The following is a 23,998-nucleotide window of genomic DNA, read 5'->3' as shown; positions in this document are numbered from 1 at the left end:
ACACCCCCACCCACTTCCTCGCCATTCGCGGGCTTATGGACGTGCAGAAGCGCTCCCGGGCGTCCATAAGCCCGCGAATGGCCGTTGAGGGTCAGGTGGGGAGGCGGCCGCGGAGGCGCATGGCGGTGCGGACCCGGTCCTGGGCGAGCACGCGGGCCGCGTGGTGCGGGGTGTGGCCGAGGCGGGTCGCCTCGGTGAGGACCTGTTCGGTGTTGGTGCGCAGCTTGGTGGAGATCGTCGTGAAGATGGCGTCGGGCTCCGGGCGGAACGCCGAGTAGCGGGAGTCCATCGCGAAGCCCGCCGCCACCACCCCGCCCGCGTTGGCCACGAAGTCCGGGACCACCGTGACTCCGCGCTCCGCGAGCACCTTCTGCGCCGTCGGCGTGGTCGGCAGGTTCGCGCCCTCCACCACCAGCCGCGCCTTCAGCCGCCCGGCCAGCTCTTCGGTGATCACGTCCTGGACCGCCGCAGGGACAAGGACCTCCGCGTCCACCAGCAGCTCCTCGCCCGGTGCCAACCGGGTACCGCCGTACGCGGCGACCAGGCCGTCGCCGTGGGCGGAGCGCAGCTCCAGCAGCCTCGGCACGTCCAGGCCCGCCGGATCGTGCAGCACTCCGTCCACCGTGGACACCGCGACCACCGTGGCGCCCAGCTCGGCGAAGCGCCGGGCAGCCGCCCAGCCCACCGCGCCGAAGCCCTGGATCGCCACACGCGCCCCCGCCAGCGGCAGGCCGATCACCGAGGCGGCCGCGTCGGCGACCTCGGCGACGCCGTAGCCGGTCACGCCCAGCTCGTCGTAGGGCACTCCGCCCAGCTCGGCCGGGGTTCCCACGGCGGCGCCGCGATCACCCAGCTCGTCCTGCGCGATCGCGGCGTCCCGCTCGGTCAGCCCCATGTCGAGGCCGAGGACGTACTCGCGCGGCACCTCGTTGGACAGCTTGCGGACGAAGGCCCGCAGCACCGCCTCCTTGTCAGGAGAGGACGGGTCGTACCGGATACCCGCCTTCGCGCCGCCGTGGAACAGGTCGACCCCGGCCCACTTCCAGGTCATCACCCGCGCGAGCCTGGCGACCTCGGCCACCGAGACCGTGGGGCTCATCCGCGTGCCGCCCTTGCCGATCCCGCGCGCGGTGTTGTCGATGACCAGCACGCCGCGCATGCCCGTGCGCGAGTCGGAGACGACGACGACCTTCTCCGGGCCCCACTCGTCGATCAGCTCGAACACGGCTCACTCCCCCGCGGTGACGGGCCGGTAGATCCGGGGGTCGGTGGCGCGCATCGTCGTGGAGACGTTGTGCTGGTTGAAGCCCTTGAAGCCGCCGCGCCGCGCCAGGTTCTCCAGGTGCGAGCCCGCGGCCCCGAGGCGGCCGAACTCCTCGGCGGTCTCGGGGCTGATCTGCCCGGCCGCGACCAGCTCGGCGAGGCGCAGCTGCCGGACCGGCCAGCGCTCGGCCTCGGTGAACGCCTGGCGCAGGTGCGGGAAGTCGGAGAACGGCTTCATGTGGCCGATGCCCAGCCCGCCGAGGTCCTCGCGGAGCCGGTCGAAGTCGAACTGGCCCTCCAGGTGGTGCATGCCCGCCGCCAGGACCGACTCGCCGTGCAGCGCGCACCACAGGCCGACCGTGCCGAGCTTGCCGCCCTCCGCCAGCTCGACGGAGGCGAAGTCCAGGTCCACGTCGGAGGGGTCGAGGTCGACATCGGCGAAGATCACGCCACCACAGCCGGGGTGCTCCAGCACCTGGGCGCCCCACCCGGCCTCCGCGCCCGCGTAGAACCGCTCGCGCACGGCGAAGCCCAGCGTCGTGAGCAGCGTGACCAGCAGGTGGAAGCTCGCGCGGCTGGAGCGGAAGGTGTGGTGGTCGTTGTTGCCCCAGCCGAGACCGAGCCGGTCCTGCCGGGAGTGCTGGAGCACCGCCGCGGTGTTGCGGCGCTGCCAGTACTGCCGCTCCAGCTCCAGGAAGTAGCTCGCGGCGAGGTCGTGCCCGACGAGCGTGACCACCTCGCGCATCACGCCGGTGGCGGCGCGGACCTCGTCCGGGCCGCCGAAGCCGCGCGGGCGTTCCGCCAGCAGCTGCCACGCCCGCGCGGCGCGGAGCACCTCGCCGGGGTCGAACTCCTGCGGCTCGACCCCGCGGCCCCAGGACCGCCGCTCCACTCCCGCGATCACCACGGCGTCGCCGCCGGAGACCACCGCCCGCCGGAACCCCGAACGCGGACTGCCCTGCACGCCGTCCACGGAGCTCTGCGCGGTGGCGAACACCGCCGCGTCGTCCACCCGCAGCGCGACCACGCGGCGGTCGCCGGGGACGATCGCGGGCAGCTGGGCGCCGGGGTGCCGCCACAGGTCGGGCGCGACCTCGACGTAGCCGACCTCGGTCAGCTGCTCGTCGGACACCGGGCCACCGATGTGGTCCAGCCAGTCCTGCAACCGGGTGGACGTCCTGGCCGCCAGGCCCCGCACCAACGCGGCGAGCCGGGGGCTGTCCAGCACCGCGGCCTCGACCAGCTCGTCGACCAGGCCCTCGGCTCTGGGTTGCAGCTCCCAGGTGAACTCCGCCATCACCACTCCTACACGCAGTTGAGTTCCGGCCGGTGCGCGTCGGAGCCGAAACGCCGGGCGTCCAGGCTGGAGACGTCGATCACCGGGGGTCGTTGGAGGTAGAGGTCGCGCACCACCTCGCCGACGGCGGGCCCTTGGAGGAACCCGTGGCCGGAGAAGCCGGTGGCGTAGAGGAACCGGCCGAGCTCGGGGTCCTGGCCGATCAGCGCGTTGTGGTCCGGGGTGACCTCGTAGAGCCCCGCCCACCCGGAGGCGACGCCGACGTCGAGCAGGCGGGGCGCGCGACGGCGCATCGCCTCGGTCAGCCGGGGCAGCCACGCGTCGTCGCGGTGCAGGTGGAACCCGGGTTCCTGCTCGGGGTCGGACATGCCCGTCAGCAGGCCACGGCCTTCGCGGTGGAAGTAGAAGGTGCTGGCGAAGTCGATGGTGAACGCCAGCTCCGGCGGCAGGTCCGGGATCGGCTCGGTGACCACGACCTGCCGCCGCACCGGCGTCACCGGCAACTCGACCCCGGCCATCTCGCCGATCCGCCGCGACCACGCCCCCGCCGCGCAGATGACCGTGCCGGTCTCGACGCGTCCCTGGTCGGTGAGCACGGCGCGGACCTCGCCGCCACTGGTCTCGATGCCGGTGACCGTGATGTGGGTGCGCAGCCGCGCGCCCAGCCCGCGCGCGGCCGTTGCGTAGCCGAGCACGACCGACTCCGGGGAGCAGTGCCCGTCCTGCGGGGAGAACGCGGCGGCCAGCAGGCCGTCGGTGTCGATCAGGGGTGAGAGCCGGCGCGCCTCGGCGATGTCGATCATGCGGCTGGGCACGCCGAGTGAGTTCTGCAACGCGACGTTGCGTTCGAAGGCCGCCACGTCCTCCTGCCGCGAGAGCAGGAAGAGGTAGCCGCTGCGGCGCAGGTCGATCTCCTGGCCGGGCCGCTCGGCGAAGCGGGCGAACGCCTCAAGGCTGCGCGCGCCCAGCGCGATGTTGATCTCGTCGGAGAACTGGGCGCGCACCCCGCCCGCGGCCTTGCAGGTCGAGCCGGAGCCCAGCTCGGCGCGCTCCAGCAGCAGCACGTCGGCCACCCCGGCCTCGGCGAGGTGGAATGCGATGCTCGTGCCCATCACCCCGCCGCCGACGATCACCACCTCGGCGCGGTCCACTCAGGACAACCGGAAGTCGAGATCGGCCGAGACCTCAAGGACGTCCATCTGCGCCTTCTGCAGGCGCCCCGAGTAGTCCCAGTTCAGCGACTGCCAGCGGGTGAACTGGTCCAGCACCCACTGCCCGGACTGGCGGGAGCCGTTGCCGGAGCGCCCGTTGCCGCCGAAGGGCAGGTGCGCCTCGGCGCCGGAGGTGGAGTTGTTGACGCTGACCATGCCCGCGCCGATGCCGGTGCGGAAGCGGAACGCCTTGGCCGGGTCGGTGGTGTAGATCGAGCACGACAGGCCGTAGCCGGGCAGGTTGCCCAGCTCGATCGCCTCGTCCAGGTCGCGGTAGGTCGTCACGCCGACCAGCGGCCCGAAGGTCTCCTCGAGGAAGACCCGGTCGTCGCCGCGCACCCCGTCCAGGATCACCGGGTGGTAGAAGAGCCCGGCATCGGGATCGCCGACGAAGTCCTTGCGGGGGTTGGCCGAGGTGATGCGGCCGGTGCCGGTGGAGCCCAGCACCCGGTGGTGCTCGCCGATCCAGCCCAGGTGCCGCTCGTGGCCGGCGGCGAAGCGCTCGTCGAGCAGCGGCCCGAACAGCACGTCCTGCGTGGGGTCGCCGACGCGGGCGGACTCGGTGGCCACGACCAGGCGGTCGACGAACTCCGCGTGCACCGACTCGTGCACGATCGCCGTGCCCAGCGAGGTGCAGCGCTGCCCGGCGGTGCCGAACCCGGAGAACAGCGCGCCCTCCACGGCCAGCTCCAGGTCGGCGTCCTCGGTGACCACCATCGGGTTCTTGCCGCCCAGCTCCAGGCACGGGGTCTGCAGGTGGCGCCCGCACAGCTCGCCGATGCGCGAGCCGACCTCGCTGGAGCCGGTGAACCCGACCTTGTGCACCAGTCCCTTCGCCAACGACCGCTCAAGACCGCTGAACGTCTCCGACCCCTCGGCGAAGACCAGGTTCAGCACGCCCTCCGGCAGGCCACCACGGGTGAACAGGTCGAACACGGCCTGGGCGCTGGCGGAGGCGTACTCGGCGGGCTTCCACACCACGGCGTTGCCGCACAGCAGCGCGGGCACCAGGTACCAGGACGGCACTGCGACCGGGAAGTTCCCCGCGGTGATCACCGCGGCCACGCCGACCGGGGCGCGGAAGGTGAACAGCTGCTTGTCGGGCATCTCCGAGGGCACGGTCTGCCCGTAGAGCCTGCGGCCCTCGCCGAGGAAGAAGTCGCAGGTGTCGACGATCTCCTGGACCTCACCGCGCGCCTCGGCCAGCGGCTTGCCGATCTCGCGGGTCACCAGCCGCGCCAGCGCGTCGGCGTTGGCCGAGACCAGCCGCCCGATGTTGGCGATCACCTGGCCGCGCACCGGAGCCGGGACCCGCGCCCACTCGCGCTGCGCCGCGCGGGCCGCCTCGGCCGCGCGGACGAAGGTCTCCGCGTCGGCGAGCTCGACCTCGGCGACCACGTCGGCGGTGTCGGCCGGGTTGACCGAGCGGTGGACGGTGCTCCCGGGCACGGGGCTGCCTGCGACAACGGAGGCGAGACGACGAGACACGGCTGGTCCTTCCTTGGGCGCGTCCCCTCACCTTGGCGGGCGGAACCGGACGCGGCCAAGAGGGAGCAGACCACGAGCTGATGGACTTGAGCGTAAGTTGTCCTGATGCTCAACCCGTTGCACCTGCGCACACTGGCCGTCGTGGTGCGGACGGGCTCCTTCGCGGAAGCGGCGCGCGAGCTCGGTTACACCCCTTCGGCCGTCTCGCAACAGGTCTCTGCCCTAGAGCGCGCGATCGGCATCCCCCTGTTCGAACGCGCCGCGCACAGCGTCCGCACCGCCGACGCGGCCCGCTTCATCGCCGAACGCGGCGCGGAGCTGCTCGCCGCGCTGGAGGGGCTTGAGGAGGAGATCGCCGCGTTCGCCTCTGGTCGGCTCGGGCGGCTGCGGCTGGGCACCTTCCCGACGGCGAGCGCGCGCGTGGTGCCGCACGCGATCGCGAGCTTGACCCGTGCGCGCCCGGAGGCGGAGATCCTGCTCGACGAGAGCGAACCGGATGACTGCCTGCCCGCCGTGCTGCGCGGCGACCTCGACATCGCGGTGGTCTACGCCTATGACCTCGTGCCGCGAACCTGGCCGGACGAACTGACGGTCACGGCGCTGCTGGAGGAGACGCTGGTGGTGTTGCTGCCGCAGGACCACCCGTCGGCAGGTGGTGAGCGCGTGCGGCTGGAGTCCTTGCGCGATGCGACGTGGATCGCCAGCCGAGACGGCACAGCGGGTTCGACCTGCCTGTTGCGGTTGTGCGCCGCGCACGGCTTCGTGCCGCGAATCGCCTACCGCAGCAACGACTACGACGTGGTACAGGGCTTGGTGTCAGCGGGTGTCGGAGTGGCGCTGGTTCCGGCGTTGGGACACCAGCCGGGCAGCGGTCCACGCGCGCTGCGACCGGCAGGTGAGTCCGTGCGGCGAAACGTGCTCGCCTTGCACCGCACCGCCAACACCAACCCCCTGCTGGCTCCGGCGTTGACGGCGTTGACGGAGGCGTGCGGAGCCGTGGCCGGAGAGTTCCTCACGTTGGCGGGATCTGGTTGAGGTCGCACGCGCGATGCGGAGAACGGCGTCGCAGCGGGCTAGAACAAAGAAAGGGCCGCTGGGGGCCGATCCTCCCCAGCGGCCAACGGTGCGGCGGTCAAGCGCGCTAGGTTGCCTTCCCCCGCACCCACCACCGCTTTACGCCCTTGGCGACGCGGACGCGACGGCCCGCGCGCAGCGCGCTCTCCCGGCGGTAGGCGACCTCGGCCTTGACCTGCTCCTGGTTCCACATGTCCACTTCGGACCCCTCACTCTCGGCGTTGTCACAAGAGTCGCCGTAAGGCATGGGGTGGGACATCGGATGATCACGCGGCATCTGGGCCTTACGGCCCCTTACATACGACCGTTCGGGCCCCCTTACCCGACTTCAAGGGCCCGAACGGTCATGGTGGCGGTCACGATCACGCCCCACCAATGGCGCACGTCACCGGGGCACCCCTGCCGCACCCCGGTGCCGTCATCGTGACAGCCAGGACCGGACGATCCACAGTGGACCTTCCGGGAGTCGTTTTGTTGAATGCGAAACCAGCATGCTCCGGACCGGCGGGGTTACCGAAGCGGAAACACCCGTTCGTTAGCGTTTCGTGGCTGGACGTCCCATGTGACCACCGGCGGCCGCACCCCGGCGCACAGCGGCCCGCCGCGCCCGTCGGTGAGCCCCAGCGCTCCGACCAGCGTCTCCCCCTCGCCAGGCACCGGAACCACCCCGGTGAGGAGGAGCTTGGCGCGGCGGAACACCTCCGGCTCGCCGCCCTCCGGCAGGTGCCGCCACACCAGGTACAGGAACCGTTCTCCCTTGCGCCCGTGGACGAACGGCCCCCGGAAGTCCCCGTCGACCACCCGCACGTCGAACTCGAACAGCGCGCTCTCGGCGTCCCCCGGCACGGCGTCAACGGTCTCGGAGCCGCACTGCACGCCGACCTCGACCCCCTCGTAGCAGTCCCACGACGCGCCGGGCAGCGTGTGCGCCTCGATCCTGACCTGTGCGATCACTGCCTCTCCGGCCACCGCGTCGGCACCTCCAGCCCCCGTTTCACCACGTCGAAGACGGGCATCGTCTCGTACCGGCGAACGTTGTCGTCACTGAGGAACAGCTCCCCGGCGACCGCGCGGCAGTGCGCGATCCCCGACGCCACGACCAGCAGCGCGTAGTCCCATTTCCCGGCCAGCGAGTAGCACTGCTGCACCTCCGGCATGTCCTGCACGCGCTCGTGGAAGCGACGGTGGTGCTCAACGGACTCGCGCTCCAGCGCGACCAGGATCAGCGCGAACATCGTCGAGGTGACCGCCTCCGGGTCGAGCACGGCGACCTGGCGCTGGATCAACCCGGAGCCCCGGTGGCGGGAGAGCCTGCGCTGCACCGCGCTCGGCGAGAGACCCACCTCTTCGCCCAGCTCGTGCAGCGTCCGGCCGGCGTCGTTCTGGACGAGCTCCAACAGGCGGTGGTCAAGATCGTCCAACGGCTCTCTCACGCAAAAATTGTGCGTGGCGGCGGGCAAACCTTCAATCGCGCCCCCGATCACCTCGGTTAGCGTCCGATGCAGCTGGAGACCGCCAACCCGTTGCGCTGCTTCAAAGGCAGGGACGCCGACCACTTCGCGAGCCAGGTCGCGGTGGACGAGGAGCTGGTGTGCGGCTCGGCGGGCGGCACGCGGCATCCCGGTCCGCGTCCACGTCGGTGAGGACATCGACCCGGGCAAGCTCGCCAGAATGCGCGCGTTCGGCGCCAAGGACCTCGCCCGTGCCTACGTCGCCGCAGGGCCGAACCGGATCTTCGTCGAGGAAGGCGCCGAACCCGCCATCGCCGAGGGCAACGGCAGCATCGGGGTGGCGCTGCTCAGGCCCCGCCCACTCGACGCGATCGTGGTCCCGGTCGGCGACGGCGCCCTGATCACCGGCATCGCCACCTGGGTCAAGCACCACGCGCCCGCCACCCGCGTCGTCGGCGTGTGCGCGGCGCCCGGCAGCGGAACGCAGCTGGCGGGCGAGGCGATCTCCACGAACTCCATCGACACGACCGCCGACGGCATCGCGCTGCGTCGGCCGGTGATGGACGCGGTCAACCGCATGCGCGTCCTGGTCGACGACGTGGTCCTGGTCAACGAGTCCGCGTTGCTCGACGCGATGGCCCTGGTCGCGCGCACGGTCGGCGTCCCGCTGGAGCCCGCGAGCGCGGCCAGCCTCGCGGCCCTGAGCGAGCAGGACATCCCAGGCGACCGAGGCGCGGCGGTCCTCACCGGCGCCAACCCCCGCGCCGACCTCGTCCGCCGAGCACTCGCCTGACGCCCCACCCCTCCACCCACCAACGACGCCCCGGCCGTGGGTTGACGTGGTGGAAAGTCCGCGTTTTGTAGGCATAACGCGAGAGAAAACGCTCCCAAATCGCATCATGCCTACAAAACGCGGACAACGCCGGAGGGTGGGGAGGTGTGCGGGTGTGGATTCGGCCAAAGGAGGTGGTTAGAGGAGGTGGCCAGAGGAGGGGGTTAGAGGAGTCGGAGTTGTGTCGGCTTGCGGCGGGGCGGGTTGACCTCGCCGTGCCGCTCCACGATCTCCGGGCTCAGCGCGGACAGGAACGGCGACGGCGGCATGGGCCGTGCGCTGCCCTGACGGACGCGCTGCGCGGCGTGGCTCAGGTAGAGGTGCTGCTGCGCGCGGGTCATACCGACGAAGAACAGCCGCCGTTCCTCGTTCTCCTCCTCCTGGTCCCGTTCAGCGCCTGGCCAGCGCATCGGCAGCAGACCGTCCTCGCAACCGACCATGAAGACGACCGGGAACTCCAGGCCCTTCGCCGCGTGCAAGGTGAGCAGCGCGACCAGGTCGGCCTTCGGGTCCCAGGTGTCGACCTCCGCCCCCAGTGCGAGCTCGGTGCGGAAGCGCTCCAGGTCATCGCCGCAGCGGCGGGCCAGCGGGGTGAGCAGATCGGTGGCGACGTGCAGTTCGTTCTCCAGCTCCGGCCGCGCCGCCGCGGCCTCGGCAGCCTGGCGGACGCGGTCGAGCACGCTGCCGCCGGTGCCCTCGAAGCGCAGCTCGCGGACGATCTCCCGGACGCCGGGCCGGTCCGCGAGCCGGTCGTGGGAGCGCTTCTGGAACGGCACGCCCGCCCTGGTCAGCGCCTCCATGATCGCCTTGGCCTGGGCGTCGGTGCGGTAGAGCACCGCGAAGTCGGCGAAGCCCAGGCCCTGGGTGCCCTCACCGGTGACGCGGCCGCTGTCCAGCGAGTGGAAGGAGGAGCCGCCGAGCAGCTGGTCGATGGTGCGCGCCACGAACGCCGCCTCGCCGTGCTCGTCGGTGGCGTGGTGCAGGCCGATCAGCGCCGGGTCCGGGTGGTGGCCCTCCGGGGTGAGCGCCCGCCCCGGCACGAGCGTGGTCGGGCCGATCGCCTGGAGCGCGCCGGTCACGATGTGCGGGCCGGAGCGGTAGTTGCGGGTCAGCTGCACCGTGCGCGCCCGCGGGTAGTCCTCGCGGAAGCGCAGGAAGAACCCGACGTCGGCGCCGCGGAAGCGGTAGATCGCCTGGTCCGGGTCGCCGATCGCGGTGAGGTTGGCGCTGCCTCCGCCGGGGGCGAGCAGCCGCAGCAGCCGGTACTGGGCCTCGTCGACGTCCTGGTACTCGTCGACGGAGATCCAGCGGAACCGGTCGCGGTAGTGCTCGGCCACCGCCGGCTCGGTCTCCAGCAGGTGCACCGGCAGCGTGATCAGGTCGTCGAAGTCGACCAGATCCCTGGCGCGCAGTGCCTTGGTGTAGCCCTCGACCAGGTCCGGGTCGACGCCGTCGGCGGCTGAGCGCCGCCGCGCCAGCGAGGACAGGGCCGTGCGCGCCGCGCTCTCGTCGCCGAGGACCTCGGTCAGCACGGAGAGCTGCGTCGCCTGGTCGGCGATGCCGAAGCGCGCGGTCAGGCCGACGCGGGCGTGCTGTTCGCGGAGGATGCGCACGCCGAGGGAGTGGAAGGTGGCGATGGTCAGCTCCGCCGCGTGCCCGGGGACCAGGGCGGCGAGGCGCTCGGCCATCTCCTCGGCGGCGCGGCGGGTGAAGGTGATCGCGAGGCACTGCTCTGCCGGGACGCCGTGCGCGGTGACCAGGTGCGCGATCCGGTGGGTGAGGGTGCGGGTCTTGCCGGTGCCGGGCCCGGCGATGATCAGGACCGGCCCGTCGGTGAGCTCCGCCGCCGCTCGCTGGTCCGGGTCGAGGCCGCCCAGCAGGGTGCCGTCACCGGCAGGACGCGGGCCTCGTTCGGGCTCCACCGCCCCGGCCGCCGGTTCGGGTGCCGGGTACGCCTTCGGCTCCGGTGCCGGCACAGGCACCAAGTCCACGTCAAAGAGGCTCAGGGTGTTCCGCGACTTCGCCCTGGACAGCTCGCCGGGCTCGAAGAGCCTGATCACGCCGTACTCGCCGTCGTAGCCGGAGTCGCGGATCACCTCGCCGCGCCGCAGCCGGGTGATCGCCTCGCCGAGCAGCGCGGAGCTCGCGGACAGGTCGTCGATCGGCACGTCGTCCAAGATGGCCAGTTCGGGGCCGTGGGCCGCGGTCAGCTCGGCGACCTCGCTCAGCACCTTCTTGCTCTTCGGGCCGACGCCGAGGATCTCGCTCATGATCTCCGGGAGCGGGATCAGGTTCCGGAACTCGCTCGCGGTCTCCGGGCGCACGCCGAAGGGCCGGTCGGCCAGCTCGGAGATGCGGTTGAGCACGCCCACCGTCAGCGGCTTGCGGCACTCCGGGCAGATCGCGCCGTGCGCGCGGGTCTGCTCGGGTTCCATCCGCACGTCGCACTTGCGGTGCCCGTCGAGGTGGTACTTGCCCTCCTCGGGGAAGAACTCGACTGTGCCGCCGAAGCCCTCGCCGGTCTCCAGCGCCCTGCGGATCGCGAAGTAGTCCATCCCGGTGTCGAAGACCGTGGCCTCCCTGCCGAGCATCGGCGGGGAGTGCGCGTCGGAGTTGCTGACCAGCCGGTAGGCGTCCAGACCGGAGACCTGCCAGTTCATCGCCGGGTCACTGGACAGGCCGGTCTCCACCGCGAAGATGTGGTCGGCCAGGTCGAGGTAGCAGTCGCTGATCGCGTCGAAGCCGGACTTCGAGCCCAGCACCGCGAACCACGGCGTCCAGACGTGCGCGGGAACCAGGTAGCCGCCGGAGCCGCTGGAGAGGGTGATCTCCAGCAGGTCGCGGGAGTCCAGGCCGAGGATCGGGCGGCCGTCGGAGCCGATGTTGCCGATCCGGCCGAGCCGCGCGTTGAACTCCGCGGCCGACTCGAAGTCGGGCATGTAGATCAGGTGGTGGACCTTGCGGGTGCGCTCGCCGCGCTTGTAGATCGTGGAGATCTCCACCGAGAGCATGTAGCGCACCTCGCCGCCGGAGCAGCTGGGCGGCAGGGTCCTGCGGATGTCCCGGTCGAGGTCCTCGCGCATCCGGAACAGCCCGGGCTCGGCGGGCACCAGCGTCTCGCGCAGGTGGGCGAACCAGGCGGGGTGGGTGAAGTCCCCGGTGCCGACCAGGGAGATGCCCTTGCGGCGGGCCCACCACGTCAGGTGCTCCAGGTCGCAGTCCTTGCTGCAGGCCCTGGAGTACTTCGAGTGGATGTGCAGATCGGCGTAGAAGCGCACACGACGATCCTTCCAGGCAGCAGGGGCGGGCCCGTTTGCGGGCCGGTCCTTCTTATCGACTTCACATTGTCGAAAATGGCTCCTTATAGGCCCCTGACCAGCGAGTACGACGAAAACCGCTGGACAACGGCGAAGCCGGGCCATGGCAGTATTCGCGATATTCGCCTTCTCCTCCTCTTCAACGTGACAGGTGTTTCCGCATGACTCACGACTCCGTGACGGCCCCTGGGGAACGGACCACGGTCGGGCCGGTGCTGATCAGCGCCCGGCCGTACGCCAACTACCTGACGCAGTTCGCGCTGACCGACGCCGACCTGCTGGCCGGGCCGGTCCTGGACTGCCCGGGCGGCGCGAGCGACTTCGCGGCCGAGGTGCGCGCCCGGGGCGGCCAGGCGGTCAGCGTCGATCCCTCCTACGGCCTGGAGGCCGCCGAGCTGACGGCGGCCATCGACGCCGGGCGGGAGCGCGTCTCGACCTGGACCAGGACGCAGCCCGACCGGTACTCCTTCGACGAGAACGGTGTCTGGGAGCACGCCCCGGTGTGGGAGGCCACGGCGCGGCGCTTCCTGGACGACCTGGCCCGCGACCGCGCGGAGGGCACCGGGCACTACCGCGACGCGCTGCTGCCGGAGCTGCCGTTCGCCGACGACAGCTTCGCCCTGGCCGTGTCCGGGTTCCTGCTGTTCACCTACGCCGACCAGTTCGACAACGCCTTCCACCTGGCCGCGGTCCGGGAGCTGCTTCGGGTGGCCGCCGAGGTCCGGCTGCACCCGCTCAGCGACTCCTCGGGCGTTCCTTACCCGGACCTGGACACCCTGCTCGGCATCCTCTCCGCCGAGGGCGTGACCGCGCGGGTGCTCGTCGTTCCCGGCACCTCCGACCCTCGGGAGAACCGGACGTTGGTCCTCACCAGGGGATAGCCGGCCGCCTGGTAGGTCGGGTGACCCTGGCCTACCAGGCGCGAAGCACCTCGACCGCGACTGGACTGTTCACGCGCACCACAGCTGTGGTCACTCCATCGGGCGCGTCCCTGGCAGTGTTCATCGGTATATCCGATACGCAGCGTTGATCATTGCGGACCTGATGCCACGGTCGAGCCACCTTCCGTCACAGCTGTGGTGCTGTCCTCGTCGAGCCGGGCTGACGGTGTCCCGCCGCCGCTACTGGGCCGCGGTGACCACGCCCGTCGTGCCGTCGACGGTGACCAGTTGGCCGTCGCGGAGCGCCGACGTGCCGCCGCCGGTGCCGAGCACGGCGGGGATGCGGTACTCCCTCGCGATGATCGCGCCGTGCGCCAGCATGCCGCCGACGTCGGTGACCAGGGCGCCGATGTTCGGGAACACCACCGACCACACCGGGGCGGTGACCGGGCAGACCAGCACGTCGCCGGGCTGGATGCGGCCGAGCTCGCTCTCGTCGCGCACGATCCGGACCGGTCCCGTGTAGCGGCCCGGGGAGCCCGCCACGCCGGAGAGCGGCAGCTCCCCACCCTGCCCTGGACTGCCCTGGGCGGCGCGGTCGGACAACCACATCAGCATCTCGTTGACGTGTCGCGCCGCCGGGGGGAGCACGTCCATCGACGGCGGCGGGCCGGGGTCCTCGCCGTAGGTGTCCGGTCCGGGGTTGGCCAGCATCCACGCGCGCTCACCCTGTCGCCGCCGCACCAGCCCGCCGCGGTCGGCGCCGTCGCGGAGCGCGTCGCCGACCTCCTCCGGGTAGAGGTGGAAGACGTCGTCGCGGGCGGCGATCTGCCCGCGCCCCGCCAGCCGCCGACCGGCTTCGAGCGCGGCGTAGCGCAGGACCGCGATGGGGCAGCTGACCGTCCAGAACTCGTTGTCCTCGCGCACCGGGTAGGCGGCCCGGGCGCGCTCCAGAAGCCGGTGGAACTCCGTCCTGGCGGCCGAGGGCAGGGCCGCGAGCGCCGCCTTCTCCGCCTCGGCCCGCTGGTTGTCCACTTCGGACAGCACGGCCGGGTCGAACCGGCTGGCGACCTGGTCGGCGAGCAGGCGCAGCACCAGCTCCGGCTCCTCGGCCAGCGTGGTCTCGGCGATCTCGTAGCGCAGTGCCCGCCTGCCGAAGCGGTGGCGGTAGTCGGCGACGCGCGCGCTGATCACCGGGTCCTCGGCGGCCAGCGACCGCAAGGGCTCGCGACGCCCGCGCACGAGGTCGGCGATGGCCGCCAGCTCGCGGGCCGGCTCGGTCGAGCGCTCCGACAGGCCGCCGAGCAGGTCGTAGACGCGGGACTCCGGCCAGTCCAGCTCGCGTTCGCAGAACCGGACGAGCTCGAAGAGCGCCATGCCGACCGCTCCGTGCAGGACGAAGTGGGCGTAGGAGCTGTCGTGCATGAGCCGGTCGGCGCGGTCCATGTGGCCGATGAGGTCCACATCGGACAGTTCGGCGAGGTCGGTGTCCAGCAGCGTGCCGCAGCGGGCGGTGAACTCCGGCAGCCATTCCTCCCGCCACCGGGTCACCAGGGTGCCGGGGAGGTCCTCGCGCAGCACCTGTTCGGCCGCCTTCGTCCGGCGCCGCGCGGCCGGGACCACGCGCACCAGCAGCCACATCAGCCACGGTGGCGGCGGAGTGCCCTGACGACCGCCCGCCGGGCTGATCGACATGTAGGACCAGCCTCCGATGTCGGCGAAGGTGAAGTCCAGCAGCAGGCCCAGCTCGCCGACCAGCCGCTCGAACGCGGCGTTGCGGGCGTCGGCGACCGTGCGGTTGAGCGGGGTCGCGGGCAGCGGGACGTGCACCGAGGCACGGGTCCAGAACCCCGGCGGCACCTCGACGGGCACCGGGACCGGCGGCGGGCCCGGCTCCGCGAGCGTCGTGATCGGGCGGACCTGGAGCAGCCACGCCGTCTCCACAGCGTCCTGCGGGCCACCCGCGCCCGGTCCGCCCGTGCGCGCGGTAACGGCATCGCACGCCGGAGCCTCCACAGAGATCGCCCACTCCAGGTCCTGCGGCCCGCCCAGTTCGGCGGCGACCCGGCGGGCCAGGTCGGCGACGAGGCGGACCCGTTGCGGGGAGAGCACCCCTCGCTCCTCTCCCGTCACCGAGCCTCGCTCGCCCCGGACCACCCACTGCTCCGGCTGCTCGACGCCGTCCACCAGGCGGTCGCCGAGGCCGCGCACCGCGTTGACCACGATCTCGTCGCGGTCGCCGGTGACCGGGTTCGCGGTGAAGGCCACGCCCGCCGCGGCCGCGGCGACCTGGCGCTGGACGAGCACCGCGATCGGGGCGAACTCCGGAAGCCCGCGCTCGGCGCGGTAGCGGCGAACCCGCTCGCTCAGCGCGGACGCCCAGCACTCCTTGATCGCCGCCAGCAGCTCCTCGCGGCCGGAAACGCCCAGGACCGTGCGGTACTGGCCCGCGTGGGAGCTCTCGGCACCGTCCTCGTCCACACCGGAGGAACGCACCGCGAGCGGGCCGTCACCGACCACGGCGATGATCTTCTCGGCCAGCTCTCGCGGCAGGTCGAGTGCCATGACATCGTCCGCTGCGGACCCCGCGTGCACTCCCGCCCGCACCGCCAGCTCCGCGGGCAGCACGACGCCGCTGGGAACCGGCAGGCCCGCCGCGCTGAGCACGGCGAGGGTTCCCGCTTTTCCTCCCACTCGTTCGCGGGACAGCTCTGCTCCGTCGTCGAGCGAGGTGAGACCTTCGATGACCATGAGCACAACCATCGCCGGTCGTGGTGCCGCCCGCCCATCGGTCGGAGTACGTAGATCCGAGAACCGCCGGCGGGGGCGCGTCACGTCAGGGCGGGCTCGGCGAGCCGACCGTCTACGGAGCCGTCGAGATGGTGCGCAACGGTTTCGGGCTGGTGGGGATGACGCTGATCAGCGCCGTGTTCGTGGGTGCGTGGCTGCCGGTGGTGGCCTACAGCGCGTACCTCTACCCGCTCGCGCCGGACTGGTCTGGGGCGAGCGCGGTGGACAGGGTGCTCGGGTGGCCGCTCTGGCCGTCCAGCACCGCGCTCAGCGTCGCTGTCGCGGGCGCGTTGTGGCTGGTGGGAGCCGCGCTCACCTCGGGTCGAGCAGACCGTTCTCCATGACGTAGTGCGTCAACGCCGCGCGGGAGGAGACACCCAGCCGCGCGTAGGCGTGCTGGAGATGGGTGGTGACCGTGCGGCGGCTGAGGAACAGGCGCTCGGCGATCTCCGCGTTGGACAGTCCTTCCGCGACGAGCCGGGCCACCTCCAGCTCGCGCTGGGTGAGCGTGCCGCTCTCTCGCTCACGCGGAGCAGCGGTGCGGATTCCCTTGGCGCGCAACAGTTTCTTGGCTCGATCGGCCAGCGGGAGGACGTCCTCCTCTGTGGCAAGCTCCAGCACCGCGCGGATGGTGTCCTCGTCAGGCGCCAGGTCGAGCCGGGTGTGCGCGGCCTCGATCCGCATCCCGGCCTCGTCGAAGCGGGCCGCGGCCTCGGCCAGGTTCCCGCGCAGCCGCGCGGCGTAGGCCGCGAGGAACGGGGAGTCCGGTCCGAGCGCGGTCAGCCGCTCCGCGACCTCCAGCGCGCCGTCCCGGTCTCCCGCGGCGAGCCGGGCCTCACCCAGCAGGACCAGGCCGTACGGCGGGAACGTCGTCGCGTCCGGCACGGCCAGCTCCTCCGCGAGCGCGATCGTGGCCGCGTGGTCGCCTGAGTGGCGCGCGACGAGCGTCCGCACACAGCCGACGAGGTGCCGGACCCGGACGTCGACGCGCTCCCCGGCGGCGTACCCGGCGGCGGCCTCCTTCAGCAGCGCTGCCGCCTCGGCGGGCCGGCCCGCGCCCGCGGCGACCAGTGCGCGGCTGGCGAGCCCGACGGTGATCATCCTGGGCTGGCCGACCCGGTGGCCGAACGCGACCAGCTCGACGGTGGCGGCCCGCGCGCGCCGCCAGTGACCGCCGAAGAAGTCGGCGATGACCAGCGAGAAGCGTGCCGAGTTCTCCAGCGCGGGCACTCCGGAGTCCCTGGCGGCCCGCAGCCCGCGCTCGGCGGACGCGCGGGCGGCGTCGGCACCGGAGACGAGCATGTCGATCAGCACGATGGGCCGCTGCACGAACTCCTGCAGCAACGGGTCGCCGACGTCGGCGGCGTGCCGGATGGAGCTGGTCGCCGCCGCGTGCGCGCCCCGGTAGTCGGCGTCGCCGAGCCGGGCGACGGTGTCGATCAGCGCGGCCAGCGAACGCGCCCGAGGTCCCGGCAGCGCGGTGACCTCGGCGTGAGACTTGATCATCTCGCTGACCATGCCCGCTCGGGACTGCAGTGCGATCCGCGTCTCGTGCAGCAGCAGCCGGTCCTCGGCCGAGGCGTTCTCCGGCAGAGCGGCGGCGGCCCGGTCCAGCGTGGCGAACGCGTCGGCGAAGTCACCGCGGTCCCAGGCCAGCACCGCGACCCGGCGCAGGCAGTGGCTCCGCCGAACGCCGTCCACGGCCGCGCGCGCCGCCGCCCGCCACGCGTCGGCCGCCTCCACCGACCGTCCGGCGAGGTCATAGGCCAAGGCGAGCTGTTCCCGCAGTTCGGGGAGCAGGTCAGCGCGTTCGAGGCGGTTGGCAAGACCGAGCGCGGCCACCAGGTGCTGCACGGCGGCGTCCCCGGCGCGCAGCTCCAACGCGTGCGCACCGGCGGACCGGCTGACCGCCAGCGTGCGGTGTTGGTCGGCCAGCGCGCCCGCGCCCCGGAAGTGCCTGGCGAGCAGCTCGATGTCCGTGCTGCCCTGCTGTTGCAGGGTCTGCGCGACCGCGAAGTGCAGTTGCTGACGGCGCACGGCGGCCAGCTCCTCGTAGGCCACCTCGCCGTACATCGGGTGCGACGGCCGGTACCGGACTTCCCCGGCGAGCACGTCCTCGGAGACCAGGCCCTTGTCCCGGCCAGCGAGGACGGTGGCGACCACGATGTCGTCGTCCAGTCCGGCCACGGCGCGGACCAGGGGGTGAGTGGCCGCCTCACCCGCGACGGAGATGATCTCCAGCAGCGCCCGCTCCCGAGCGTCCAGCGCACCGAGCCGAGCCGCGACCACGTCCCTGACCTGCGGCGGTGTCGCCGGTGTCGCGATCGGCCCCAGCACCCATCCGCCGCCGCTGCGCAGCAGCGAACCGTCCGCGCGGAGCTGGCCGACCAGTTCGACGAGGTAGAGCGGCAGCCCGCCCGCGCGGGCGTGAGCGAGCTCCACCAGCGCAGGTGGCGGGTCGCCCCCGTCGAGCAGGGCGCGCAGCAGCGCCACCGTCTCGGCGGTGTCGAGCGCTGGTACGTCCAGGCCGGGGAACCGCGTGGTCAGCTCGTCCGTGCGGTGCGCGGCGACCAGCAGGACGCGGTGCTCGCCCACACCGCGGGCGAGGTAGTCGAAGAGCTCGACGCTGGTGTCGTCAGCCCATTGGAGGTCGTCGATGAAGATCGCGACCGGTTCGACGGCCGCGAGGATCGTCAGCAGCCGCGACACCGCCTCGAACAGCCGCAGCCGCTCCAACGCCGGATCGGCCAGCGGCTCCGGCGGCGGCAGGTCCAGGCCCGGGAACAGCCTGCCCAGCTCGCGCAGCTCCACCAGCCTGGCGCGCGGTCCCGGCGCCAGCTCGCGCAGGTGGGAGCCGAGCGCCTCCAGCCACGGCGCGTAGGCGAGGCTGCGTCCCAGCGGACGGCCGCTGCCGGTGAACGCGCGGAACCCGGCCGCCTCGGCGACGCGCAGCGCCTCCAGGCCCAGGCGCGTCTTGCCGACGCCCGCCGGGCCGCGCAGCACGAGCACCCCGCCTCCCGCGCGCACCATCCCCTCGATCCTGGCGGCCTCCTCCGAGCGGCCGACGAGCCCGGTCAACGGACACCTTCGACCAGGTCGCGCAGCTGCGAGCGAGCGGTGATGCCGAGCTTGGGGAAGCTGCGGTACAGGTGCGAACCGACGGTCCGGGGCGAGAGGAACAACCGCTCGCCGATCTCCTTGTTGGTCAGCCCGCGCGCCGCGAGCCGGACGATCAGCTGCTGCTGCGGCGAGAGCTCGGTGAGCGCGTCCGGCTCGGCACGGGCGCCCTCGACGCCCGCCGCGCGCAGCTCGCCCCGGGTGCGCTCGATCCACGGCAGTGCGCCGAGCCGCTGAAAGATCTCCATCGCCGCGGTCAGCTTCGGCCGCGCCTCGGCGATCCGGCGGCGACGGCGCAGCCACTCCGCGTAGTCCAGCAGGACCTGCGCGCGCTCGAAGGGCCACTGCTCCCCCGCCGGGTCGCTCAGCGCGGCCTCGAAGTGCTCCTCCGCCTCCTCCGGTCCGGCCAGCAGCGCACGCGCCCGGTTGAGCAGCGCCGCCGTCCTCGGGGAGAGGCCGCCCGCCAGTCGCTTCGCCGCGCGCTCCACGATCTCGGCGGCATCGCGCTGGCGTCCCACGCGCACGGACGCGGCCGCCAGCTCGGCGATCCCGACGGAGGAGCAGTGGTAGTGCACGGGGTCACCCTCGGCGGTGAAGAGCTGCCGGAACTGCTCGTACGCCGTCTCGTAGTCGCCATCGACCACGGCGGCCATGCCCAGCGCCCAGCGCGCACGCACCGTGACCGCACGGTTGGCCTGCGGCTCCACTATGGACAGTGCCTTCATCGCGAGCGCACGTGCTTCGGCGGTGTCACCGTGCAGCGCGCTCGCGACGGCCTCCAGCGTGTACGTGCCCGCGATCAGGTGCGGAACGTCGTTCTCGTTCGCCGTGGACACCGCGCCGGTCGCGGTCTGCCTGGCCTGCGCCCACCGGCCGTTGTCGAGGTATGCCCAGCTCGCCGAGCACCCGAGCCCGTCCGGCAGCTCCCCGGCCGCGCGCCACCGGTGCAGCGCGTCGTCGTAGATCCGCACGGCCAGCGCGGTCTCGTCCAGCATCCACGCCATCGCCCCGAGGGCGTTGAGCACCCTCGGGTTCCCATCGGCCGCGCTGACCAGCGACGGAAGGGCGGCGACGAGGTCGGCCCTGTGCTCGTGGGGGCCGGTGACGGCCGTGATCAACGGGTCTTCGGTGCCCGCGTGCTCGCGCACCTGCTGCCGCCACTCCTCAGTGCCCGCGTAGAAGACGATCGAGGCCGCTGATCGCAGCGCCTGCCGAGCGAGGGCCGGAGCCGAGTCCTCGGCGGTGCGCATCAACAGCTCGTAGGCCGACGGGAACCGGACGGTCATCGTGAGCACCTGGCCCAGTCGCAGCGCCGCCCGCGCCCGCAGGTCCGGATCGTCGGTCAACGCCGCGACCCGCGCGGCCAGCTGTTCGACCCACCTCGGGTTCCCGGTGAGCGCGGCCATGTCGGCAGCGCGCACGAGCCGCCTCGCGCGGTCGGCGGACTCGGGGCTCAGCTCGGCCGCGCGCTCCAAAGCCGTTGCGGCGGCGGCATATCCGCCCCGTTGCCGGGCCCGGCGGGCAGTGCTCTCCAGCGCCGCGGCGACCTCCTCGTCGGCCTCGGTGCTCGCGGCGGCGAGGTGCCAGGCGCGACGGTCGGGCTCGTCGCTGAGCAGCTCGGCGAGCCTCCGGTGCGCGCGGATGCGGTGTTCCATCGGCGCGGCGTGCTGGACGGCCGAGCGCACCAGGGGATGCCGGAACCGCACGTGACCATCGGTGGTCTTGACGAGCCCGGCCAGCTCGGCGGGAGCCAGATCGGCCGCGTAGCGGGCGCCGAGCAGGTCCGCGGTGTCCACAGCGGCCAGCAGCAGGGCGTCGCGAGTGGGCTCGGGCAGCTCGTCGAGGTGCGCGGCGAAGATCCGTTCGAGCCGGTCGGTCAGCGGCAGCACGTCCTGGTCACCCGCACCCGTCCTGGCCAGCTCGACCAGCGCGAGCGGGTTGCCCGCCGCCTGCTCCAGGACGCGTTCCCGCGCTCGCCCGCTCGGCGCGAGCGGTTGCGCGTCGAGCAGCTGGTTCGCGGCGGCCCGCTCCAGCGGCCGCAGCTCCAGCGCGGGAAAACCCGGGAACGCCTCGGCGTCGCGGGTCCCGACGAGCACCGCGACCGGCTCGTCCTCGATCCGCCTCGCCAGGAACGACAGCGCGTCCAGCGAGCCGTCGTCGACCCACTGCGCGTCGTCCACGACGACCAGCAGCGGTTCCCGCTCGGCCAGCCCGGAGAGCAGGCTCAGCACGGCGAGGTTGATCAGCAGCCGGTCCGGGGCCTCCCGCTCGCCGAACCCGAAGGCGCTCAGCAGCGCCGACCGTTGCCGTGGCGGCAACTTCCCGGCCTCGGCCAGCACCGGCCGGACCAGCTGGTGCAGCGCGGCGAAGGGGAGGTTCGTCTCGCTCTCGCTGCCCGACACCCGCAGCACGCGGCCGTCGCGGGCCCGCGCGGCGAGCTCCAGCAGCGTGCTCTTGCCCGCGCCCGGCTCTCCGGTGACGACGAGCGTCCCGCTGGTCAGGCCGAGGGCTTGGGCGATCTCGTTCTCCCGGCCGACGACGCTCACCCCGCGACTGTATCCGCCGTGATCAGTCCCACGCTGGTGGGCTGATCACGGCGGACGGCCCGCGTCAGGCGCGGACGACCTTGAAGCCGGTCCAGTTCTTGACTTCCTTGTTCTTCGCAGGGCAGGCGACCTTCTTGTCGCCGTTGTAGAGCTGGACCTTGTAGCCGTTCGCCGCCCAGCAGGCGGTGACCGACGACGAGCCGGTCTTGCGGTACTGACCGCCGGCGCCCCGGCAGACCCAGAAGGTGCCGCGGACGTCCTTCGCCTGGACCCCGGCGACGGCGTTGGCGACACCGCTGCACGGGCCGGCCGCGGCCGACGCCGCTGCGGCACCGGTGGTGAGGAGCCCGGCGGCGACCACCGAGGCGGCGGCGAACGTCGAGAACTTGCGCATGGTGTGAATGCCCTTCACTCGAAAAGCCTGCGTTCCCAGGCTTTCACGAGGGCACCTGTCCGCCGAGCCACATGGAAGTTCTGCGATCGTGTTTCGACCGACGCCGAAGAAGGGGCCTCAGTAGTAGCCCTTCCCGCCGTCCAGCAGCTCGCGGATCGCGTCGAGGTGACCGGCGTGCCTGGCCGTCTCCTCGATCATGTGCAGCACGATCCAGCGCAGTGACGCCTTGCCGACCGGGAACCTGGTGTTCTTCCCGACGTCGTCGAGCGAGTGCCGCGCCACGATCTCGTTGGACAGCCGCCACTGCTCCTCGTAGTCGGAGAGGAGCTGTCCGAGCGGGACACCGTCGACCTTCATGTCGGCGTCCTCGACCTCCTCGTCGAACTGCGGCCCGTCCGCCGGGGCGTCGAGCAGGATGACCTCGAACCACAGGTTCTCCACCCAGCGAAGGTGCGAGACCACGCCCGCCATGGTCATGTTCGGCGACGCGGGCAGCACCGGCCGGTGCGCGTCGTCGTCGGAGACTCCCTCGCACTTCCACCGCACGATCGAGCGCTGCATGTCCAGCCAGCCCAGCAGCTGGGTCCGCTCGTCGGCGGTGAGCGGGGGGCGCTTCCGTGGCGGGGTCATGATCGCGGACGGTACGTCAGGCCATGACGACGCGCACCGCGGTTCTCGTTCCCGCGCACGAATGGCCACGCGCAGAGGAATGGCCCGGCGCCCCTGCCGCGCCGGGCCATTCCTGTTATCGCGGGATCGGGAGCGAGGGTCATCCCGATCTCACATGTGGCCTATTTCTTGAAGGCGTCCTTGACCTTCTCGCCTGCCTGCTTCAGGTTCGCCTTGGTCTGGTCGACCTTGCCCTCGGCCTGCCACTGCTCGTTGTCGGTGGCGTCGCCGACGGCTTCCTTGGCTTTGCCCTTGACCTCTTCGATCTTGTTGTCGGCCTTGTCCGAGGTGCTCATATCGCCTCCGTGCTGTTGGCGTCGAACATCGGGTTCCCGGCGGGCGCGCGGCCAAACGCAGCAACGCAAACAATCTTGCTCAGGTAGTTGCCTGAAGCACTTCTCGTTGTGACACAAAGGAAAGCTTCCCCCGGTACACACGACAGACATGAGCGGTTACGCCGTTGTCGACGTCGAGACCACCGGTCTGCTCCCCGGTATGCACCACCGCGTGGTCGAGGTCGCCGTCGTGCACCTCGACGTCCGCGGCGCCGTCACCGGCGAGTGGTGCAGCCTGCTCAACCCACAGCGCGACCTCGGCCCCCAGCGCATCCACCGCATCACCGCGGCGGAGGTCCGGGGGGCGCCCACCTTCGACCAGATCGCCGCCGAGCTCGCCGGGCTGCTGGCCGGGCGGGTCGTCGTCGCGCACAACCTCTCCTTCGACCTGGGTTTCCTCTCCGCGGAGTTCGACCGCACCGGCGTGGCCGTGCCGCTCGCCGTCGCCGACGGGCTGTGCACCATGGAGCTGGCCGAGACCTACCTGGACTCGCCGTCCCGGTCGCTGGCCGCGTGCTGCCGGGCCGCCGGGGTGCCGCTGGAGCACGCGCACTCCGCGCTGCACGACGCCCACGCCGCCGCCGGACTGCTCGCCGCGTACCTGGCCCGCTGCGGCAGGCCTGAGCCGTGGTCGGCCCTGCTCAGCGGAGCCGTGACTCGGCGGTGGCCGGTGTTCGGCGGGGGTGGGCGGCCCCCGGTGCGGCGCGGGCGCGCGGTCGCGGGGACAGAGGCCGAGCACTTCCTCGCGCGGCTGGTGGACAACCTGCCCCGCGTGCACCAGCCGACCGGGGCCGAGCCCTACCTCGCCGTGCTGGACAAGGCGATGCTGGACCGCTACCTCTCGCTCAGCGAGCAGGACGAGCTGGTCGCGGTCGCCGCCGCGCTCGGCCTGGACCGCGCGGCGGTGGAGCAGCTGCACCGCGGCTACCTGGAGGCCCTCGCCGTCGCGGCGCGCCGCGACGGGTGGGTCAACGAGTCCGAACGCGCCGAGCTGCGCGACGTCGCCGCGATGCTCGGCCTGCCCGGCGACGCCGTGACGCAGGCGTTCAGCTCGACGACCACCCAGCCACGCAGGGGTTTCCGGCTGCGCCGCGGCGACCGCGTCGTGTTCACCGGCGAGACCATGCTGCCCCGCGAGGAGTGGGAGGAGAAGGCGGTCCGCGCCGGGCTGGTGGTGCGGCCGGACGCGGTCAGCGGCCGGACCCGCCTGGTCGTCGCCGCCGACCCGGACACGTTGTCCGGCAAGGCGAGACAGGCCCGCGAGCGCGGTATCCCGGTGATCACCGAGACCGCGTTCCACCGGTTGCTCGCCACGCTCGACAGGGAGGAGTGA

The 23,998-nt window shown here is 72.4% G+C and carries 20 protein-coding genes; 6 read left to right on the top strand and 14 right to left on the bottom strand.

Annotation, left to right across the window (positions count from 1 at the left end; genetic code table 11):
• Positions 1-91: 91 nt before the first annotated feature.
• Genes ACFFQA_RS23530 through ACFFQA_RS23515 form a run of 4 tightly spaced genes read right to left on the bottom strand, consistent with a single transcriptional unit; the run spans position 92 to position 5,259 of the window.
• Positions 92-1,225 (bottom strand): Glu/Leu/Phe/Val family dehydrogenase, encoded by a 1,134-nt coding sequence (locus ACFFQA_RS23530; RefSeq protein WP_377856117.1) that lies wholly within the window; start codon positions 1,223-1,225, stop codon positions 92-94.
• Positions 1,226-1,228: 3 nt separating this feature from the next.
• Positions 1,229-2,560, bottom strand: a complete 1,332-nt coding sequence (locus tag ACFFQA_RS23525; RefSeq protein WP_377856114.1) for a hypothetical protein — start codon at positions 2,558-2,560, stop codon at positions 1,229-1,231.
• A gap of 8 nt (positions 2,561-2,568) precedes the next feature.
• Positions 2,569-3,711 (bottom strand): NAD(P)/FAD-dependent oxidoreductase, encoded by a 1,143-nt coding sequence (locus ACFFQA_RS23520; RefSeq protein ID WP_377856111.1) that lies wholly within the window; start codon positions 3,709-3,711, stop codon positions 2,569-2,571.
• Complete coding sequence (locus ACFFQA_RS23515) at positions 3,712-5,259, bottom strand: aldehyde dehydrogenase family protein (RefSeq protein ID WP_377856109.1); 1,548 nt, start codon at positions 5,257-5,259, stop codon at positions 3,712-3,714.
• A 105-nt stretch (positions 5,260-5,364) separates the two neighbouring features.
• Between ACFFQA_RS23515 and ACFFQA_RS23510 the strand changes: the two genes are divergently transcribed.
• Positions 5,365-6,294: a LysR family transcriptional regulator gene (locus ACFFQA_RS23510; RefSeq protein WP_377856106.1), complete on the top strand. Its 930-nt coding sequence runs from the start codon at positions 5,365-5,367 to the stop codon at positions 6,292-6,294.
• Positions 6,295-6,400: 106 nt separating this feature from the next.
• Here ACFFQA_RS23510 and ACFFQA_RS23505 read toward each other — a convergent pair whose 3' ends face one another.
• The 3 genes from ACFFQA_RS23505 to ACFFQA_RS23495 form a co-directional block, all read right to left on the bottom strand.
• Positions 6,401-6,532 (bottom strand): hypothetical protein, encoded by a 132-nt coding sequence (locus ACFFQA_RS23505; RefSeq protein ID WP_377856103.1) that lies wholly within the window; start codon positions 6,530-6,532, stop codon positions 6,401-6,403.
• A 311-nt stretch (positions 6,533-6,843) separates the two neighbouring features.
• On the bottom strand, positions 6,844-7,302 hold the full coding sequence (locus ACFFQA_RS23500) for a DUF5990 family protein (protein ID WP_377856100.1): 459 nt from the start codon (positions 7,300-7,302) through the stop codon (positions 6,844-6,846).
• Positions 7,284-7,766, bottom strand: a complete 483-nt coding sequence (locus ACFFQA_RS23495) for an Lrp/AsnC family transcriptional regulator (RefSeq protein ID WP_377856097.1) — start codon at positions 7,764-7,766, stop codon at positions 7,284-7,286. The genes ACFFQA_RS23500 and ACFFQA_RS23495 overlap by 19 nt, the downstream gene beginning before the upstream one ends.
• Positions 7,767-7,832: 66 nt before the next feature.
• On the opposite strand from ACFFQA_RS23495, the gene ACFFQA_RS23490 reads away from it, so the two are divergent.
• Both ACFFQA_RS23490 and ACFFQA_RS23485 read left to right on the top strand, forming a co-directional pair.
• Positions 7,833-7,976 carry a hypothetical protein gene (locus tag ACFFQA_RS23490; RefSeq protein ID WP_377856612.1) on the top strand — a complete coding sequence of 48 codons (144 nt, stop codon included), beginning with the start codon at positions 7,833-7,835 and terminating at the stop codon, positions 7,974-7,976.
• On the top strand, positions 7,951-8,577 hold the full coding sequence (locus ACFFQA_RS23485) for a PLP-dependent lyase/thiolase (protein WP_377856592.1): 627 nt from the start codon (positions 7,951-7,953) through the stop codon (positions 8,575-8,577). Before ACFFQA_RS23490 ends, ACFFQA_RS23485 begins: the two co-directional genes overlap by 26 nt.
• Before the next feature lie 203 nt (positions 8,578-8,780).
• Here the strand turns inward: ACFFQA_RS23485 and ACFFQA_RS23480 are convergent, their stop codons facing one another.
• Positions 8,781-11,894: a UvrD-helicase domain-containing protein gene (locus tag ACFFQA_RS23480; protein ID WP_377856094.1), complete on the bottom strand. Its 3,114-nt coding sequence runs from the start codon at positions 11,892-11,894 to the stop codon at positions 8,781-8,783.
• Between the two features lie 200 nt (positions 11,895-12,094).
• Here ACFFQA_RS23480 and ACFFQA_RS23475 point away from each other — a divergent pair, with 200 nt between their 5' ends.
• Entirely contained in the window at positions 12,095-12,814 is a 720-nt protein-coding gene (locus ACFFQA_RS23475; protein ID WP_377856091.1) for a hypothetical protein, read from the top strand.
• Between the two features lie 240 nt (positions 12,815-13,054).
• Here the strand turns inward: ACFFQA_RS23475 and ACFFQA_RS23470 are convergent, their stop codons facing one another.
• Positions 13,055-15,565 carry a PEP/pyruvate-binding domain-containing protein gene (locus tag ACFFQA_RS23470; RefSeq protein ID WP_377856088.1) on the bottom strand — a complete coding sequence of 837 codons (2,511 nt, stop codon included), beginning with the start codon at positions 15,563-15,565 and terminating at the stop codon, positions 13,055-13,057.
• A 20-nt stretch (positions 15,566-15,585) separates the two neighbouring features.
• Between ACFFQA_RS23470 and ACFFQA_RS23465 the strand changes: the two genes are divergently transcribed.
• Complete coding sequence (locus ACFFQA_RS23465) at positions 15,586-15,948, top strand: hypothetical protein (protein ID WP_377856085.1); 363 nt, start codon at positions 15,586-15,588, stop codon at positions 15,946-15,948.
• Here the strand turns inward: ACFFQA_RS23465 and ACFFQA_RS23460 are convergent.
• From ACFFQA_RS23460 to ACFFQA_RS23440, 5 genes are all read right to left on the bottom strand, one after another.
• On the bottom strand, positions 15,917-18,682 hold the full coding sequence (locus tag ACFFQA_RS23460) for an ATP-binding protein (protein ID WP_377856082.1): 2,766 nt from the start codon (positions 18,680-18,682) through the stop codon (positions 15,917-15,919). The genes ACFFQA_RS23465 and ACFFQA_RS23460 overlap by 32 nt on opposite strands.
• Complete coding sequence (locus ACFFQA_RS23455; RefSeq protein ID WP_377856079.1) at positions 18,679-21,267, bottom strand: helix-turn-helix transcriptional regulator; 2,589 nt, start codon at positions 21,265-21,267, stop codon at positions 18,679-18,681. Before ACFFQA_RS23455 ends, ACFFQA_RS23460 begins: the two co-directional genes overlap by 4 nt.
• Positions 21,268-21,331: 64 nt before the next feature.
• The gene (locus ACFFQA_RS23450) at positions 21,332-21,679 is read right to left on the bottom strand and encodes a hypothetical protein (protein ID WP_377856076.1); all 348 of its coding nucleotides are present in this window, start codon (positions 21,677-21,679) and stop codon (positions 21,332-21,334) included.
• A gap of 99 nt (positions 21,680-21,778) precedes the next feature.
• Positions 21,779-22,291 (bottom strand): DinB family protein, encoded by a 513-nt coding sequence (locus tag ACFFQA_RS23445; protein ID WP_377856072.1) that lies wholly within the window; start codon positions 22,289-22,291, stop codon positions 21,779-21,781.
• A gap of 161 nt (positions 22,292-22,452) precedes the next feature.
• On the bottom strand, positions 22,453-22,626 hold the full coding sequence (locus ACFFQA_RS23440) for a CsbD family protein (protein WP_377856069.1): 174 nt from the start codon (positions 22,624-22,626) through the stop codon (positions 22,453-22,455).
• Between the two features lie 148 nt (positions 22,627-22,774).
• On the opposite strand from ACFFQA_RS23440, the gene ACFFQA_RS23435 reads away from it, so the two are divergent.
• Complete coding sequence (locus tag ACFFQA_RS23435) at positions 22,775-23,998, top strand: exonuclease domain-containing protein (protein WP_377856066.1); 1,224 nt, start codon at positions 22,775-22,777, stop codon at positions 23,996-23,998.

Source organism: Allokutzneria oryzae, assembly GCF_042429765.1.
GTDB classification, from domain to species: domain Bacteria; phylum Actinomycetota; class Actinomycetes; order Mycobacteriales; family Pseudonocardiaceae; genus Allokutzneria; species Allokutzneria oryzae.
The sequence above is the reverse complement of the archived record's forward strand: the minus strand, read 5'-3'. Positions and strand labels throughout refer to the sequence as shown.

Coding starts and splice junctions, on each gene's coding strand:
- ACFFQA_RS23440 (WP_377856069.1), bottom strand. CDS start 22,626: ATGAGCACCTCGGACAAGGCCGACAACAAGATCGAAGAGGTCAAGGGC.
- ACFFQA_RS23510 (WP_377856106.1), top strand. CDS start 5,365: ATGCTCAACCCGTTGCACCTGCGCACACTGGCCGTCGTGGTGCGGACG.
- ACFFQA_RS23445 (WP_377856072.1), bottom strand. CDS start 22,291: ATGACCCCGCCACGGAAGCGCCCCCCGCTCACCGCCGACGAGCGGACC.
- ACFFQA_RS23525 (WP_377856114.1), bottom strand. CDS start 2,560: ATGGCGGAGTTCACCTGGGAGCTGCAACCCAGAGCCGAGGGCCTGGTC.
- ACFFQA_RS23490 (WP_377856612.1), top strand. CDS start 7,833: ATGCAGCTGGAGACCGCCAACCCGTTGCGCTGCTTCAAAGGCAGGGAC.
- ACFFQA_RS23470 (WP_377856088.1), bottom strand. CDS start 15,565: ATGGTCATCGAAGGTCTCACCTCGCTCGACGACGGAGCAGAGCTGTCC.
- ACFFQA_RS23475 (WP_377856091.1), top strand. CDS start 12,095: ATGACTCACGACTCCGTGACGGCCCCTGGGGAACGGACCACGGTCGGG.
- ACFFQA_RS23435 (WP_377856066.1), top strand. CDS start 22,775: ATGAGCGGTTACGCCGTTGTCGACGTCGAGACCACCGGTCTGCTCCCC.